The 15,009-nt window shown below is 68.7% G+C and carries 16 protein-coding genes; 12 read left to right on the top strand and 4 right to left on the bottom strand.

Annotated elements, in window-relative coordinates; all coding sequences use genetic code 11:
* Positions 1-287 precede the first annotated feature (287 nt).
* Positions 288-722 carry a 2-keto-3-deoxygluconate kinase gene (locus AB0H76_RS37795; RefSeq protein WP_357332301.1) on the top strand — a complete coding sequence of 145 codons (435 nt, stop codon included), beginning with the start codon at positions 288-290 and terminating at the stop codon, positions 720-722.
* Between the two features lie 61 nt (positions 723-783).
* Here AB0H76_RS37795 and trxA read toward each other — a convergent pair whose 3' ends face one another.
* Positions 784-1,155 carry a thioredoxin gene (gene trxA / locus AB0H76_RS37800; protein ID WP_357332303.1) on the bottom strand — a complete coding sequence of 124 codons (372 nt, stop codon included), beginning with the start codon at positions 1,153-1,155 and terminating at the stop codon, positions 784-786.
* Between the two features lie 194 nt (positions 1,156-1,349).
* Here trxA and AB0H76_RS37805 point away from each other — a divergent pair, with 194 nt between their 5' ends.
* The 4 genes from AB0H76_RS37805 (at position 1,350) to AB0H76_RS37820 (ending at position 5,226) form a co-directional block, all read left to right on the top strand.
* On the top strand, positions 1,350-2,435 hold the full coding sequence (locus AB0H76_RS37805) for an isocitrate/isopropylmalate family dehydrogenase (protein ID WP_357332305.1): 1,086 nt from the start codon (positions 1,350-1,352) through the stop codon (positions 2,433-2,435).
* Between the two features lie 182 nt (positions 2,436-2,617).
* Positions 2,618-3,478 (top strand): ABC transporter substrate-binding protein, encoded by an 861-nt coding sequence (locus AB0H76_RS37810; RefSeq protein WP_357332533.1) that lies wholly within the window; start codon positions 2,618-2,620, stop codon positions 3,476-3,478.
* Between the two features lie 3 nt (positions 3,479-3,481).
* A complete protein-coding gene (locus AB0H76_RS37815) occupies positions 3,482-4,435 on the top strand; it encodes an amino acid ABC transporter permease (RefSeq protein ID WP_357332307.1) in 954 nt (317 codons plus the stop codon).
* A 38-nt stretch (positions 4,436-4,473) separates the two neighbouring features.
* Positions 4,474-5,226 (top strand): amino acid ABC transporter ATP-binding protein, encoded by a 753-nt coding sequence (locus tag AB0H76_RS37820; protein ID WP_357332535.1) that lies wholly within the window; start codon positions 4,474-4,476, stop codon positions 5,224-5,226.
* A 48-nt stretch (positions 5,227-5,274) separates the two neighbouring features.
* Here the strand turns inward: AB0H76_RS37820 and AB0H76_RS37825 are convergent, their stop codons facing one another.
* Positions 5,275-6,168, bottom strand: a complete 894-nt coding sequence (locus tag AB0H76_RS37825; RefSeq protein ID WP_357332309.1) for a LysR family transcriptional regulator — start codon at positions 6,166-6,168, stop codon at positions 5,275-5,277.
* A 71-nt stretch (positions 6,169-6,239) separates the two neighbouring features.
* On the opposite strand from AB0H76_RS37825, the gene AB0H76_RS37830 reads away from it, so the two are divergent.
* Complete coding sequence (locus tag AB0H76_RS37830) at positions 6,240-7,595, top strand: FAD-binding oxidoreductase (RefSeq protein WP_357332311.1); 1,356 nt, start codon at positions 6,240-6,242, stop codon at positions 7,593-7,595.
* A gap of 36 nt (positions 7,596-7,631) precedes the next feature.
* Here the strand turns inward: AB0H76_RS37830 and AB0H76_RS37835 are convergent, their stop codons facing one another.
* The gene (locus AB0H76_RS37835) at positions 7,632-8,474 is read right to left on the bottom strand and encodes an oxidoreductase (RefSeq protein WP_357332313.1); all 843 of its coding nucleotides are present in this window, start codon (positions 8,472-8,474) and stop codon (positions 7,632-7,634) included.
* An 88-nt stretch (positions 8,475-8,562) separates the two neighbouring features.
* Between AB0H76_RS37835 and AB0H76_RS37840 the strand changes: the two genes are divergently transcribed.
* The 5 genes from AB0H76_RS37840 to AB0H76_RS37860 all read left to right on the top strand — a co-directional run bounded on the left by AB0H76_RS37840 (position 8,563) and on the right by AB0H76_RS37860 (position 12,347).
* A complete protein-coding gene (locus AB0H76_RS37840; RefSeq protein ID WP_357332315.1) occupies positions 8,563-9,459 on the top strand; it encodes a LysR family transcriptional regulator in 897 nt (298 codons plus the stop codon).
* Positions 9,460-9,595: 136 nt separating this feature from the next.
* Positions 9,596-10,399, top strand: coding sequence for a GAF and ANTAR domain-containing protein (locus AB0H76_RS37845; protein WP_357332317.1), 804 nt, complete (start codon positions 9,596-9,598; stop codon positions 10,397-10,399).
* Positions 10,396-11,178 (top strand): GAF domain-containing protein, encoded by a 783-nt coding sequence (locus AB0H76_RS37850; protein WP_357332319.1) that lies wholly within the window; start codon positions 10,396-10,398, stop codon positions 11,176-11,178. Before AB0H76_RS37845 ends, AB0H76_RS37850 begins: the two co-directional genes overlap by 4 nt.
* 113 nt (positions 11,179-11,291) lie before the next feature.
* Positions 11,292-12,173, top strand: coding sequence for an SPFH domain-containing protein (locus tag AB0H76_RS37855; protein WP_357332321.1), 882 nt, complete (start codon positions 11,292-11,294; stop codon positions 12,171-12,173).
* A 12-nt stretch (positions 12,174-12,185) separates the two neighbouring features.
* The gene (locus AB0H76_RS37860) at positions 12,186-12,347 is read left to right on the top strand and encodes a toxin-antitoxin system HicB family antitoxin (RefSeq protein WP_357332323.1); all 162 of its coding nucleotides are present in this window, start codon (positions 12,186-12,188) and stop codon (positions 12,345-12,347) included.
* 5 nt (positions 12,348-12,352) lie between these two features.
* Here AB0H76_RS37860 and AB0H76_RS37865 read toward each other — a convergent pair whose 3' ends face one another.
* Entirely contained in the window at positions 12,353-13,201 is an 849-nt protein-coding gene (locus tag AB0H76_RS37865) for a class I SAM-dependent methyltransferase (RefSeq protein WP_357332325.1), read from the bottom strand.
* Positions 13,202-13,491: 290 nt separating this feature from the next.
* On the opposite strand from AB0H76_RS37865, the gene rpsA reads away from it, so the two are divergent.
* Positions 13,492-14,973 carry a 30S ribosomal protein S1 gene (gene rpsA, locus AB0H76_RS37870; RefSeq protein ID WP_357332327.1) on the top strand — a complete coding sequence of 494 codons (1,482 nt, stop codon included), beginning with the start codon at positions 13,492-13,494 and terminating at the stop codon, positions 14,971-14,973.
* Positions 14,974-15,009 lie beyond the last annotated feature (36 nt).

Consider the following 15,009-nt stretch of genomic DNA (forward strand, 5'->3'; position numbering starts at 1 on the left):
TCGCGAGTAGCGAAACCCACTGCGAAATGTGGTTGCTTATGTGTCGATTTGTGCCTATCCTCGATCGCGTGCCGAATCCCGTCTGCCGTCACAGCATCGTGCTGAACGTCGCAACCCGCGACGCACTCAGTGCTGTGCTCCCGCTCACCGCGATGGTGGCGCAGACGCGACTTCTCGTAGTACCCCGCCGTAGCGGGGTCTGATTCGGACCGGCCCCCTCGCTGCGGGCTGTTGATTGTTGAAGCTGGTCCCCTCCACCGACATTCTTCGGGAAGACCTGAATCGCAATGACCACACTGATTTTCGATACGACCATGTTCATCGCCGCCGCGCCGAAGGCCCTGCGGGCCGAAAGCACCGGGATGACACCGGAACAGTTCCACGAGCGGTACTGCGGGCACGACGGCCCGATCCGGCTCAGCGACTGGGCCGCGACCGGCGGGCCCAGTTCGGCCTTCACCGCGACCCTGGAATTCGCTGACCGCCTGCGGTCCGTCGCCGCCATCGGCAGCCCGGTCGCGGCGCTCACCTCGGCGCTCTACGACGAGGGCTACCCGGTGGAGATCCTGCGGTTCCACCAGCGCCACACCGAGCTCGGCACCGCCACCTTCGTGCAGTGCGAGTTCAACGGGCGGCGCGGCTGGGGTGCGGCACTGTCCCACGACAGCGCCGAATCCGCCGCTCGCGCAATGATTTCCGGCATCAACTCGCTCGGCGCCTAACTCCGCACAGCGAAACGGGCCGTGCACCACACCGGTGCACGGCCCGTTTTCGGGTCGGTTCTTACTCCGCGGAAGCCTGCTGCTCGGCCAGCTGCTTGCGCACCTCGTCCATGTCCAGGCCCTTGACCTGGGTGACGAGATCCTCGAGTGCGGCCGGCGGCAGCGCACCCGGCTGCGCGAAGACGAGCACGCCCTCGCGGAAGGCCATGATGGTCGGGATGGAGCTGATGTTCGCGGCCGCGGCCAACCCCTGCTCGGACTCGGTGTCGACCTTGCCGTGCACGACATCGGGGTACTTGTCCGAGGAGGCCTCGAAGGTGGGGGCGAACTGCTTGCACGGTCCGCACCAGTCGGCCCAGAAGTCGACGAGTACCACGTCGTTTCCGGTGACTACCTCATCGAAGTTCTGCTGGGTCAGCGTCTGGGTCGCCATGACGTCCTCTCGTCTAGTGTGTTGCCAGTTATAACGCCCGGCTCGGGCACTATCTTCCCTGTCAACGGCGGACGGTCGTCCACGTGTTCCATCTCCCCGCGCCGATTACCCAGTGCGGGCGCAAAGCAATCCCACCCGGCGTGTCCGGAGCCCCGGTGAACGGTCCCGGGGGCGCTGGACGCGAGGATTGGACGGTGAGTAGAGCGAAGGAACCGCTACGACTAGGCCTGATCGACGGCGACGGCATCGGCCCGGAGGTCGTACAGGCCACCCGGCGCGTGGTGGACGAGGCGCTGTCGGCCGCGGCCGCGCCCCCGGTGGAATGGGTGCCGCTGCTGATGGGCCAGCGCGCCATCGAGGAATTCGGCACGCCGCTGCCGGAGCCGACGCTGCAGACCCTCGAGGGCCTGGACGCCTGGATCCTCGGCCCGCACGACAACGCCTCCTACGCCGCCGAGCACCGCCGCGGGGTGGCACCGGGCGGCGCGATCCGCAAGCACTTCGGCCTGTACGCCAATATCCGCCCGGCCCGCGCCTTCCGCGGGGTGCGCGCGACCGCGCCCGACATCGATCTGGTGATCGTCCGGGAGAACAGCGAGGGCTTCTACGCCGACCGCAATATGTTCGCCGGATCGGGGGAGTTCCGGCCGACGCCGGACGTCGCGATGGCTGTCGGGGTGGTCACCCGGCGCGCCTGCGAGCTCATCGCGCACGAGGCTTTCCGGCTGGCGGCGGCGCGTCGCAAGAAGGTCACCATCGTGCACAAGGCCAACGTGCTGCCGATGACCATGGGACTGTTCCGCGACGTCTGCTATGAGATTGCGCACTCTTATCCCGGCATTCGGGTCGAGGACGAGCACGTCGACGCGATGGCCGCGCATCTGGTCCGGTCGGCCGGCGAGTACGACGTCGTGGTCACCGAAAACCTCTTCGGCGATATTCTTTCCGACCTCGCGGGCGAGCTCAGCGGCTCGCTGGGCATGGCGGCCTCGCTCAATTGCTCGGCCACCCGGGTCATGGCGCAGGCCGTCCACGGGGCCGCGCCGGGCCTGGCCGGGCACAACCGCGCCAATCCGGTCGCACTGCAGCTGTCTGCTGCGATGTTGCTGAACTGGCTGGGCGTTCGCGACGGCGCGGCCGATCTGGTGCACGCGGGCGAGCGGATCGAGCATGCTGTCGCCGCGGCGTTCGAGGCCGGAATCGCCACCGCCGATCTCGGCGGCATCGCTTCCACCAGCGAATTCACCGAGCAGATTTGTGCTAGGGTCCACCGCCGGTAGTCGATTGCCTGGGTAGGTGTGTTCTGCACAGGGCGGGGTTAATCTTCCGTTTCTTGCCAGCACGAAGCGTCTCGGTCGCTTAGATTGCCAAACGGGTGGTAAAACCCGGGTTTCCAGTTTCCGAAATGTGGAGGGCTGCTGTGTCTGTTCGTACCGTGCTTGGCAGGCGCGCGTTGGAGGTGATGTGCGTACTCACCGGTGGCGCACTGATCCTGACGGGTTGTTCGAATACCGAGGAGACCGGACCTGCGGTCGCCAAGGAAACGGTGGAGAAGGTGGACGCGATCGCGTCGGCGCTCCCCGACAAGGTCAAGTCCTCCGGCAAGCTCGTGGTCGGGGTGAACATTCCCTACCAGCCCAATGAGTACAAGGACGCCGACGGCAAGATCGTCGGCTTCGACGTCGATCTGATGGACGCTGTCGCCGGCGTGCTCGGCGTCAAGGCCGACTACCTCGAGTCCGCCTTCGACAAGATCATTCCCGCGGTCCAGGCCGGCACCTACGACCTGGGCATGTCCTCGATCACCGATTCGAAGGAACGCGAGAAGCAGGTCGACTTCGCCAACTACTTCTCCGCCGGCATCCAGTGGGCCCAGTCCACCGGCAAGGCGATCGACCCGAACAATGCCTGTGGCAAGCGGGTCGCGGTGCAGGCCACCACGGTCGAGCACACCGAGGAAGTCCCGGCCAAGAGCGCCAAGTGCGTCGCCGACGGTAAGGCCCCGATCGACATCAAGGCCTTCGACGAGCAGAGCGCCGCGACCAACGCGCTGGTTCAGGGCCAGGTCGACGCCATGTCCGCCGACTCCCCGGTGACCGCCTACGCCATCAAGCAGAGCGACGGCAAGATCGAGCCGGCCGGCGCGGCTTTCGATTCCGCACCGTACGGCTGGGCCGTGACCAAGGGTTCGCCGCTGGCCGCCGTCCTGCAGCAGGCGCTGCAGCACCTGATCGACAACGGCCAGTACAAGAAGATCTGCGAGAACTGGGGTGTCCAGGAGGGCGCGATCACCAAGGCCACGGTCAACGGAGCCGTGAGCTGATCCATGTCGGATGTCGATTCTGTCACCGTGCCCGGTAACCCCGGGCGCGGTGACGGCCTCGAGCCGGAACCGATCAAAGCGGTTCCGCTCCGCAGGCCCGGTCGCTGGATTGCCGCGGCCATCATTCTCGTTCTGCTCGGCCTGTTCATCTATGGGGCCGCGACCAAAGAGGCGTACGGGTGGGACACCTACGCCAAGTACCTGTTCGATACCCGGATCCTGTCCGGCGTCTGGATCACCCTGCAGCTGACCGTGCTGGCGATGGCACTGGCCATCGCGCTCGGCGTGATCCTCGCGGTGATGCGCCTGTCGCCGAATCCGGTGCTGCGCGCGGTGGCCTGGGTCTACCTCTGGATCTTCCGCGGCACGCCCGTGTACGTGCAGTTGGTCTTCTGGGGCCTGTTCCCCTCGCTCTACAAGACGCTGGTGCTCGGTGTGCCCTTCGGGCCGCACTTCGCCGAATTCAACATCCAGGATCTGCAGGCCGCCTTCGCCTTCGCGGTGATCGGCCTGGGCCTCAACGAGGCCGCCTACATGGCCGAGATCGTGCGCGCCGGCATCAACTCCGTCGGTGACGGCCAGCGTGAGGCCTCCGTCGCGCTCGGCATGTCCTGGACCCAGACCATGCGGCGCACCGTGCTGCCGCAGGCCATGCGGGTGATCATTCCGCCGACCGGCAACGAGCTCATCGGCATGCTCAAGACCACCTCGCTGGTCACCGCGATCCCGTTGACCAGCGACCTGTACGGCCGGACCCGCGACATCTCCAGCGTGAACTTCGAGCCGATCCCGCTGCTGCTGGTCGGCGCCACCTGGTATCTCGCGGTGACGAGCGTGCTGATGGTCGGGCAGTTCTACTTGGAGCGGTACTACTCGCGCGGGATCTCCCGGCAGTTGACCGCCAAGCAGCTACAGGAACTGGCCGATGCCCAGGGCCCGGTGGAGAAGGCGAAATGACCGATCTGTCCAAGACCGACGCCGTCGACCGCCAACCCATGATCGTTGCCGATCGGGTGTGCAAGAACTTCGGTGCGCTGCAAGTCCTCAAGGGCATCTCGCTGGAGATCGGCCGCGGCGAGGTGCTGTGCCTGATCGGGCCCTCGGGCTCGGGCAAGTCCACCTTCCTGCGCTGCATCAACCACCTCGAGCAGGTCAACGCCGGTCGGCTCTACGTCGACGGTGAACTGGTCGGCTACCGCGAGAAGGGCGACAAGCTCTACGAGCTGCACCCGCGCGACGCCGCCCGGCAGCGCCGCGACATCGGGATGGTGTTCCAGCACTTCAACCTGTTCCCGCACCGCACGGCGCTGGAGAACATCATCGAGGCCCCGACCCAGGTCAAGAAGCTCAAGAAGGCCGACGCGGTGGCCAAGGCCAAGGACCTGCTGGACCGAGTCGGCATGGCGGACAAGGCGAATGCCTATCCGGCCCAGCTCTCGGGCGGCCAGCAGCAGCGGGTCGCCATCGCGCGGGCACTGGCCATGGATCCGAAGCTGATGCTGTTCGACGAGCCGACCTCCGCGCTGGATCCGGAACTCGTCGGTGAGGTGCTGCAGGTGATGCGGGAGCTCGCCGCCGACGGCATGACCATGGTCGTGGTCACCCACGAGATGGGCTTCGCCCGCGAGGTCGCCGATCAGCTGGTGTTCATGGACGCCGGCGTGGTCGTCGAATCCGGGGTGCCGCGTGAGCTGCTGGCGGATCCCAAGCACGATCGCACCAAGTCGTTCCTGTCGCGACTGCTCTGATCGCACGCTGAAGGGGCCGGTCCGCTGCGGGGCCGGTCCCTTTCGCGTTCACGCGCTCAGCGCGATGCGTAGTTGCCCCAGCAGCACTTTCGTCGCGGGACTGCCGGGACGGTCGCGTCGCCAGACCAGCCCGAGCTGACCGCGCAGGGTGGGATCGGTGATGTCCAGTGTGCGGACACCGAACCGGTCCGCTTCGGCCGCCGTGAGTTCCGGCACGACCGCGGTGCCGAGGCCGTGCGCCGCCAGTTGCAGCAGCACGCCGGGGTTGGCGGCTTCGAAGGCGATCTCGGGCGCCAGTCCCGCTGTGGCGCAGGCGCGTTCGAAGACGCCGCGCAATCCGGTGCCGCGCGGCAGGCACATCAGGCGCCGTTCGGCCAGCTCCGCCAGGGTGATCGCGGTGCGACCCGGGTCGCTGTCCGGTGCGACGGCGGCCACGACCCCGGTGTCCAGCACGATGTCCACGCCGAAGACCGGATCGAGTGCGGCGCCGGTCAATCCGATCAGCGCGATGTCGAGGTCGCCGTGGCGCAGCGCGTCCAGCATCGCCTCGGAGGTGTGCTCGCCCAGACTGATGCCGACCTCGGGGTGGTCGGCGTGGAAGCCCGCCAGCACCGCGGGCAGGTCGAAGTTCTCGCCCGCGACACCGGAGACGAACCCGAGGCGCACCTGCCCGCGCAGCAGGCCGGTGAACTCGTCCACGGTCCGGGTGACCTGCTCGGCCGCCGCCAGCGCCGCCCGGGCGTGCGGCAGGACCGCCGCCCCGACCGGGGTGAGCGTGACCGCGCGGGCCCCGCGCTCCAGCAGCGGCTGGCCGAGTTCGCGTTCCAGTTGCCGGATCTGGGCGCTGAGCCCGGGCTGAGTCAGATGCAGGCGGGCCGCGGCCCGGGTGAAATTGGCTTCCTCCACGACCGTGACGAAGTAGCGGAGCTGACGCAGTTCCATAACTGATGATTCTAGTTCCGATAAAAACTATCTGTTGGAGTTATGGCCGTGCGACGGGCAGCCTCGAAGGCATGGGTAAAGCAACGCAGTTCATCGACAGCGCCGCCGGCACGATTTTCCGGCTGGGCGAGCCGGGCTACGAGGCCGAGGTCGCGGGCTTCCAGACCGCCTATACGCACCGGCCCGCGGTCGTGGTCGCCGCCCGGCACGCCGAGGACGTCCGGGCCGCGGTGGAATACGCGGCCCGCCAAGGGCTTCCGGTCGCGGTGCAGGCCACCGGGCACGGGCTCGCGGTCCCGGCCGACGGCGGCGGCGTGCTGATCAGCACCCGCCGGATGACCGAGATCCGCATCGATCCCGAGACCCGGACCGCCCGCGTCGGCGCGGGCGTGCTGGCCGGTGACCTGATCACGGCCGCCGCCGAGCACGGGCTCGCGCCGCTGACCGGTTCCTCGCCCTCGGTCGGCGTGGCCGGCTATCACCTCGGCGGCGGAATCGGCCTGCTGGCGCGGGAGTTCGGCTACGCCGCCGATCACGTCCGGCAGCTGGAACTGGTCACCGCGGACGGCCGGATGCGGACCCTGGCGCCCGGCGACGAACTCTTCGGCGCGGTGCTGGGCAGCGGTGGCAACTTCGGCGTGGTGACCGCGCTGGAGGTGGAACTGGTGCCGGTCGGCACCGTCTACGGCGGGCAGTTGATGTTCGACACCCCGCTGGTCGAACCGGCGCTGCGGGCCTGGCGGGAGTGGACCGCCACGGTGCCCGAGCAGCTCACCTCCACCCTGGCCATGCTCGCCTTTCCCGACATTCCCCAGGTACCGCCGCCGCTGCGCGGCCGGTTCGTGGCGTCGATCCGGGTGGCGTTCAACGGATCTCTTGCGGAGGGGGAGCGGCTGGTCGCACCGCTGCGCGCGGTCGGCGAGCGGTTGAAGGACGACCTGCGCGCGATGCCGTACACCGAATCGCACACCATCCACAACGATCCGGCCGACCCGCACGCCTATGCCGCCACCAACGCCATGCTCGGCGAACTGACCCCGGAGGCGCTGTCCGCGCTGCTCGCGGTGGCCGGTCCGGACGGCCCGGTCCGCGTGGTCCTGGACATTCGCCACCTCGGCGGCGCCCTGGCCGCGCCCAGCCCGAACGGCGCGGTAGTGGACCACCGGGCGGCGGCCTACGTGGTGCGAGCCATCGCGATGACCGAGGGCACCGCGGCCCCGGACAGCCTGGACGCTATCCGGAAAGCCCTGGCGCCCTGGACGATCGGCCACAGCCTGAACTTCCTCTACGGCGCGGCCGCCGCGGCCGGTGAAGCGCAGACCCAGGCGGGATACACCCGGGAGACCTACGCCCGGCTGGCCGAGCTGAAGCGAAAGTACGACCCGCGCAACCTCTTCCGCTTCAACCGCAACATCCGGCCCGTCTGACCGCCGGATCGGTCGTCGCGCGCACCGGGCTCCGTGTCATTCGTCGTCGAAAGTGGTTGCGCGCGAAACTTTCTCCCACTCGTGCAGCTCGGAGCGCACGGTGTCCAGGTGGCCGAGGATGGCGTCGACCGCGTCGTCGCCGAGGGGGAGTCGCAGGGGCGGGTTGTCGGCCTCCAGGGCGGTCCGGATAGCGGCGGCGGCCTTGGCCGGGTCGCCGGGCTGGGTGCCGTCGCCGTCGGCCACCATGCGCCGGGTGTCGCCGGCGGTCGCGTCGTAGGCGGGGTTCTCGGTGCTGAAGTAGGCCGCGCCGGGCCCGAACAGGCCGGTGCGGAACGCGCCCGGCTCGACCACGAGCACCTTGATACCGAACGGCCGCACCTCCGCGGCCAGCGCCTCGGACAGGCCCTCCAGCGCGAATTTCGTTGCGCTGTAGGCGCCGAAGCCCGCGAAGGACAGTTGCCCACCCACGCTGCTCAGCTGCACGATCGCGCCGCCGCGCTGCGCGCGCATGTGCGGCAGCACCGCCTTGATCAGCGCCGCCGGGCCGAACAGGTGCAAGTCGAACAATTGGCGCAGTTCGGCGTCCGTGGTCTCCTCGATCGCGCCGACCTGGGTGCGGCCCGCGTTGTTGACCAGCACGTCGATCCGGCCGTGCCGGGCGACGACATCGGCGACCACCTCCTCGATGCGCGCGGTGTCGGTGACGTCGAGGCTGATCGCCTCGATCCGGTCGGGGTGGGCGGCGACCAGGTCGTCCAGTGCGGCGGTGCGGCGGGCGACCGCGACAACGGTGTCGCCGGCGGCGATGGCGTCCTGGGCGATCGCCCGGCCGAAGCCGCTGCTCGCGCCGGTCACCAGCCAGATCTTGGGGTTGCTCATCAGGTTCTCCTCGTTCGCTGTGTTACGCGAATCAGCTTCACGGTTGATCATGTTTGTCGTCCAATACCTGGTGTGATAACCATCGGTTATGGATGTGCACGGCAGAGATCTGCGCTATTTCGCCGCGGTCGCCGACCAGTTGAACTTCACCCGTGCGGCAGAGGGCCTGTTCATCTCCCAGCCGGCGCTGAGCAAGCAGATCCGGATGCTCGAAAAGCAGCTGGGTACGCCACTTTTCGAGCGGGACGGCCGCTCGGTGCAATTGACCGCGGCCGGGGCGGCCCTGCTGCCGCACGCCCGGCAGGTGCTCGCCGCCTGGGCGGGCGCGCAGGCGGCGGTCGAGGCCGCGAAGGCCGCGCAGGCGGCGACGCTGGTCGTCGGCATCAGCACCAGCCCGGGGCGCGGCCTGCTGCCCTCGGTGCGGTCCCGCTTCGCGGCGGCCTATCCGGGGGCCAAAACCGTGCTGCGCCAAGTGGGTTGGGGCGATGCGACGGCAGGGCTGGCGGATGACAGCGCCGACGTCGCGTTCGTCTGGCTGCCGCTGGCGCGGAGCGAGCGCTACCGCTGGATCGTCGTGGCCCGGGAACCCCGCATGGTGGCACTGCCGGCCACCCATCCGCTCGCCGCGCGCGACACCGTCGACTTCGCCGACCTGCTGGACGAACCGTTCCTGGCCCTGCCGGAATCCGCGGGCGCACTGCGGGATTACTGGCTGGCGCCCGAGGCCCGGGGCGGCCGCCCGCCGCGGATCGGCGGGGAGGTCGCCAGCGCGGAGGAGACCTATGAGGCGGTGCTCAACGGCGACGGTGTCGTTCTGCTGGCGCGGGGCAACGCGCCCCTGATCGCCCACGACGGCGTCGTGGTCCGCGAGGTCCGTGGCATCGCCCCGAGCGAGCTCGCGCTGGCCTGGCGGCGCGCGGACAACCGGCCACTGGTGCGCGGCTATGCCGAGGCCTGCGGGCTCGCCACGGCCGGGCTCCGGTAGCCCCGGCTCCGGCGACGCGCTCGGCGAGGGTGCGCCGCTGTCGCCGCGGATGTCGCGGCGGTACGGTAAACACACAGGTAGGGTCGCTCGTTCGGGCTGCGCGCGGTGCTACGCGATGCGGAGAGAGGCGGGCACGATGGACGACTCATCGGGCGGCCGTCCCGGTCCAGCCGGTGGCCGCGACCCTGCCGAGCATTCGGATTTCCGGCGGATCCCCGAAACCTCGCTCTTCATCGGGATGAGCACGCTGTGTGCCGCCGCGGTGCGGTTGACCGGCGCGGACGGGGCGGCGGTCGCGGTGCTGAGTACGGACACCGCCACCCGCGAATTGGTGTACGCCACAGACGCGGTGGCCCAGCAGATCGACGAGTTGCAGTACATCGTCGGGGAGGGGCCGTGCCTGAGCGCCTACCGGGACGACCGCCCGGAACTGTGGCCGGATCTGGCCGCGGGCCAGGCGGTCGCGCGCTGGCCCGCGCTGACCCCGGAGCTGCTCACCCGCGGGGTCAACGCGGTCTTCGCGTTTCCGGTCCCGGGTTCGCGCCGTCCGATCGGTGTCCTCGAGCTGTACCGGACCAGCGTGGGCGGCCTGACGCCCACCGCGCAGCACTCCGCGTCCGGTTGCGCGCTCGCGATCGGTAAGGCGCTGCGCGCGGACTGGCAGGAGCGCGCGCTGTCCGCGGGCGGCGTCGAGTTCGCCTTGGAGATCGGCGAATTGCCGGATCCGAGCGCCGAGGAGGAGGAATTCTCCCGCACCGAGGTGTACGTGGCTTCCGGCATGGCCGCGGTGCAACTCGGGGTCTCGGCGGAGGAGGGCCTGGACCGGTTGCGGGCCTACTCCTATGCCCAGAGCCGTTCCCTCGCCGAGGTGGCGGCCGATCTCGTCGCTCGGCGATTGTCCTTGCGAGACCAGCGCGACAGCACCGAGGGGCATGGATGACGAATACCGCACGCACGCGGATGGCCGTCGCGGAATTGACGGCGACGCTGACCACCGATTTCGATGTGCCTGCCGTGTTGCAGGCGGTGGCCGGGCATGCCCGCGCCGGTTTCGACGCCTACTCGGCCGTGGTGGTGCTTCTCGACCAGAGCGCCACGGGTGAACCGACGGTCCGTCAGGTCGCCGAGGCGCTGCGCAGCGACATCGCGGCCGATCCGCGACTGCACAGCACCGGACCTGCCCTGTCCAGCGCCCGCGACGGCGTGGTCGCCATGATCGGTGACATCGTGGCGGAGCAGAACCCGCGATGGGGGCCCTATCGGCAGCAGGCCATGGCCGCGGGGCTGCGCGGGGTCCGCGCGTTCCCGGTGACGGCCTTCGATATTCCGCTCGGATCGCTGGTGGTGCACACCGAGGACCCGTGGGGCACGATGCGGCCCAACGATTTCGGCCAGATCCTGGCCGACCTGGTGGCGCTGGCCCTGTCGGCCGGTCGCACCGAGAGCCGCCGGGTCAGCACCGCCGAAACCGTGGAGGCGGTGCTGCGGGGCACCACGGTGCTTTCGTTCGCGGTCGGCGTTCTGGCCGAGTACTTCCAGCTCGGGATCGAGCCGGCCCGCGAGCGCCTGATCCGGCTGGCGCGGGCACACGGGCGCACGACCATCGCGCACGCTCGCGAGATCGTCGCCGCGCAGCGCGCCTCGCCGGCCGACCCGGCGGTCTCCGGCGCGCTACACGAACCGCCGGAGCTCGCACCGCCCCGGCATATCGACTTCTGATCGCCCGCAAGATCTTCGGCGCCGCGCACTGACTTCGTGCGCGGCGCCGAAGGCTTTTCCAGGCCCGGAAATATGCTATCTTCGTGATATCACTTTGATACTCGGAGGATGTCATGAAGCTCAGGCCCGCATTCCACGTCAACGGCTTTCTGGTGCTGTTGGGCTGGTTGGTGCTCACGCTCTTCTTCGGCGGGGTGGCCGCGTTCGGCTTCGTCGCCGCCAAGGACGGGAACGTGCCCGCCCTGATCGGCGCGATCGCGTCCTGCGTCGTGGTCGTCGTCCTGCTCCTGCTGGCCACCGGGCTCACCATCGTGAACCCGAACGAGGCCAAGGTGGTGCAGTTCTTCGGCCGCTACATCGGCTCGATCAGCGAACCCGGTTTCTTCTCCACCGTCCCGCTCAGCGACCGCAAGAGCATCTCGCTGCGGGTGCGTAACTTCGAGACCCAGAAGCTGAAGGTCAACGACGCCGACGGCAACCCCGTCGAGATCGCGGCCGTGGTCGTCTACAAGGTGTTCGACAGCTTCAAGGCCGCCTTCGCCGTCGACGACTACGAGGAGTACGTCGAGACGCAGTCCGAGGCCGCCGTCCGCCATCTGGCCACCACGCACCCCTACGACGCGCACGACGACGCCCGCACCAGCCTGCGCGACGGCGCCGAGGTCGCCGAGGAGCTCACCGTCGAACTCCGTGAGCGCACCGTGCTGGCCGGCATCGAGGTGCTCGAAGCCCGCATCACCCATCTGGCCTACGCGCCGGAGATCGCCCAGGCCATGCTGGTCCGCCAGCAGGCCGCCCAGGTGGTCGCCGCCCGCAGCCATATCGTCGAGGGCGCGGTCGGCATGGTGCACCTGGCCCTGGAGCGCCTCACCGCGCAGGGCGTCGTCGAGCTCGACGAGGAGCGCCGGGCCGCGATGGTGTCCAACCTGCTGGTGGTGCTCTGCGGGGATCGAGCCGTCCAGCCCGTCGTCAACGCCGGCACCCTCTACAACTAAGAGGTTCGGCCCATGCCCGCCGAACGCAAGAAGATCTTGCTGCGGCTCGACCCGGCCGTCCACGAAGCGCTCGCCAAGTGGGCGGCCGACGACCTGCGCAGCATCAACGCCCAGATCGAATACGCGCTGCGCATGGCCTTGAAAGAGGCCAAGCGCGAACCGAAGTCGAAGTAGGCCCGCTAGCGCGGCTTCTCGGTGACGAAGATGGCGGTGCCCGGGAAGAGCTCGCCGCGCAGCGGGCTCCACTGGCCCCACTCGCGGTCCAGCCACTCCGGCCAGTCGGGCTCGATGATGTCGACGACGAGCAGGCCCGCGCCGACGATCTCGCGGACCCGGTCCCCGATGGTGCGGTGGTGTTCGACGTAGGTCGGCTCGCCATCGCCGTCCACCTCTACATAGGGCGCGCGGTCGAAGTAGGGGATGGTGGCGGTCAGCCCGGCCGGGCCCGGGTCGTCGGGGAAGATCCAGCGGATCGGGTGATTGACCGAGAAGACCCAGCGCCCGCCGGGCCGCAGTACCCGCGCGACCTCGCGCATCACCTGGGCGGAATCGGCGACGAAGGGGACCGCGCCGAAGGCCGAGCAGGCCAGGTCGAAGGCGGCGTCGGCGAACGGGAGCGCCTCGGCGCCCGCCTGGACCAGCGGCACTCGCGGACCGCCCGCGGCCATCGCGGCCAGGCCGCGCTCGAGCATCTTGGCGGAGAGATCCAGGCCGACGGGATGCGCGCCCTGACCGGCCAGCCAGCGCGCGCACGGCGCCGAGCCGCAGCCGATCTCCAGGATCCGCTTGCCCGCGAGGTCGCCGAGCAGGCGCATGTCACCCTCGTGTAACCCCTCCGGACACCAGACGAACTCGCCGCCGGGGGAGTCGACGCCGAGGAAGTCGGCGTGGGTCTGGTGATACTGGTCCGCGTCCGCATCCCACCAGCGGCGGCTGGCCCGCTGACTGTCGGCCGAGCCGATCCGGGTGCGTGTGGTCCCGGTGGTTCCTAGCAGTGCGTTTGCTTGCGCATGGCGATCTTCCGACACGCCGTCACCATATCCCGGCGTGGCGCGGGGACCGGTTTGCCCGCGCCGACCAAGGTCGCGTACGCTGAACGTCGCGAGTTCCTTGTACCTTGCTGTGTTTCTTGTTCGGAGATAACGATCCGCCGACGGTTACAGAGTACTGAGTTACAGAGCGCCCGTGCTGAGTTTCACAAGTGGGGTTTGCGGTACGTTCCTATGTGTCCGTCGTCGCATCGTCGCGGTGAAAACGCAGCGTACCGAAAGTTCCAATGTCCGCAACCGACCACAATCCGTCCGGAGCAAACCGACACATGCCCACCACCGTCACCTCGCCGCAGGTAGCCGTCAACGACATCGGCTCTGCCGAGGATTTCCTCGCCGCCATCGACGCCACGATCAAGTACTTCAACGACGGCGACATCGTCGAAGGAACCATCGTCAAGGTCGACCGCGACGAGGTCCTGCTCGACATCGGTTACAAGACCGAAGGCGTCATCCCCTCCCGTGAACTCTCCATCAAACACGATGTCGACCCGAATGAGGTCGTTTCCGTGGGTGATGAGGTCGAGGCGCTCGTCCTCACCAAGGAGGACAAAGAGGGTCGTCTGATCCTGTCGAAGAAGCGGGCGCAGTACGAGCGTGCGTGGGGCACCATCGAGGAGCTCAAGGAGAAGGACGAGGCCGTCAAGGGCACCGTCATCGAGGTCGTCAAGGGCGGCCTGATCCTGGACATCGGCCTGCGTGGCTTCCTCCCCGCCTCCCTCGTCGAGATGCGCCGGGTCCGCGACCTCCAGCCGTACGTCGGCAAGGAGATCGAGGCCAAGATCATCGAGCTGGACAAGAACCGCAACAACGTGGTCCTGTCCCGCCGTGCGTGGCTCGAGCAGACCCAGTCCGAGGTCCGCAGCGAGTTCCTGCACCAGCTGCAGAAGGGCCAGGTCCGCAAGGGCGTCGTGTCCTCCATCGTCAACTTCGGTGCCTTCGTGGACCTGGGCGGCGTCGACGGCCTGGTGCACGTCTCCGAGCTGTCCTGGAAGCACATCGACCACCCCTCCGAGGTTGTCGAGGTCGGCACCGAGGTCACCGTCGAGGTCCTCGACGTCGACCTGGACCGCGAGCGTGTCTCCCTGTCGCTCAAGGCGACTCAGGAAGATCCGTGGCGTCAGTTCGCCCGCACCCACGCGATCGGCCAGATCGTCCCGGGCAAGGTCACCAAGCTGGTTCCGTTCGGCGCCTTCGTGCGCGTCGAAGAGGGCATCGAGGGCCTGGTGCACATCTCCGAGCTGGCCGAGCGCCACGTGGAGGTCCCGGACCAGGTCGTGGCCGTCGGCGACGACGCGATGGTCAAGGTCATCGACATCGACCTGGAGCGTCGCCGGATCTCGCTGTCGCTGAAGCAGGCGAACGAGGATTACCACGCCGAGTTCGACCCGTCGAAGTACGGCATGGCCGACAGCTACGACGAGCAGGGCAACTACATCTTCCCCGAGGGCTTCGACGCCGAGACCAACGAATGGCTCGAGGGTTCGGACAAGGTCCGGGAAGAGTGGGAAGGCCGCTACGCCGAGGCCGAGCGTCGCCACAAGATGCACACCGCTCAGATGGAGAAGATGGCGGCCGACGCCGCCGCCGAGGCTGCCAACGGCACCACCGCCGGCAACTACTCCTCCGAGAGTGGTTCGCAGGCTGCTTCCTCCTCCTCGTCCTCCAGCTCCACCGAGTCGGTCGGCGGTTCGCTCGCCTCCGACGCGCAGCTGGCGGCTCTGCGGGAGAAGCTCTCCGGCAACGCCTGAGTTCACTAGCACCAACTCGAAGGCCCCGATCCGTAC

It is taken from the genome of Nocardia sp. NPDC050712, assembly GCF_040654295.1.
Lineage (GTDB): Bacteria > Actinomycetota > Actinomycetes > Mycobacteriales > Mycobacteriaceae > Nocardia.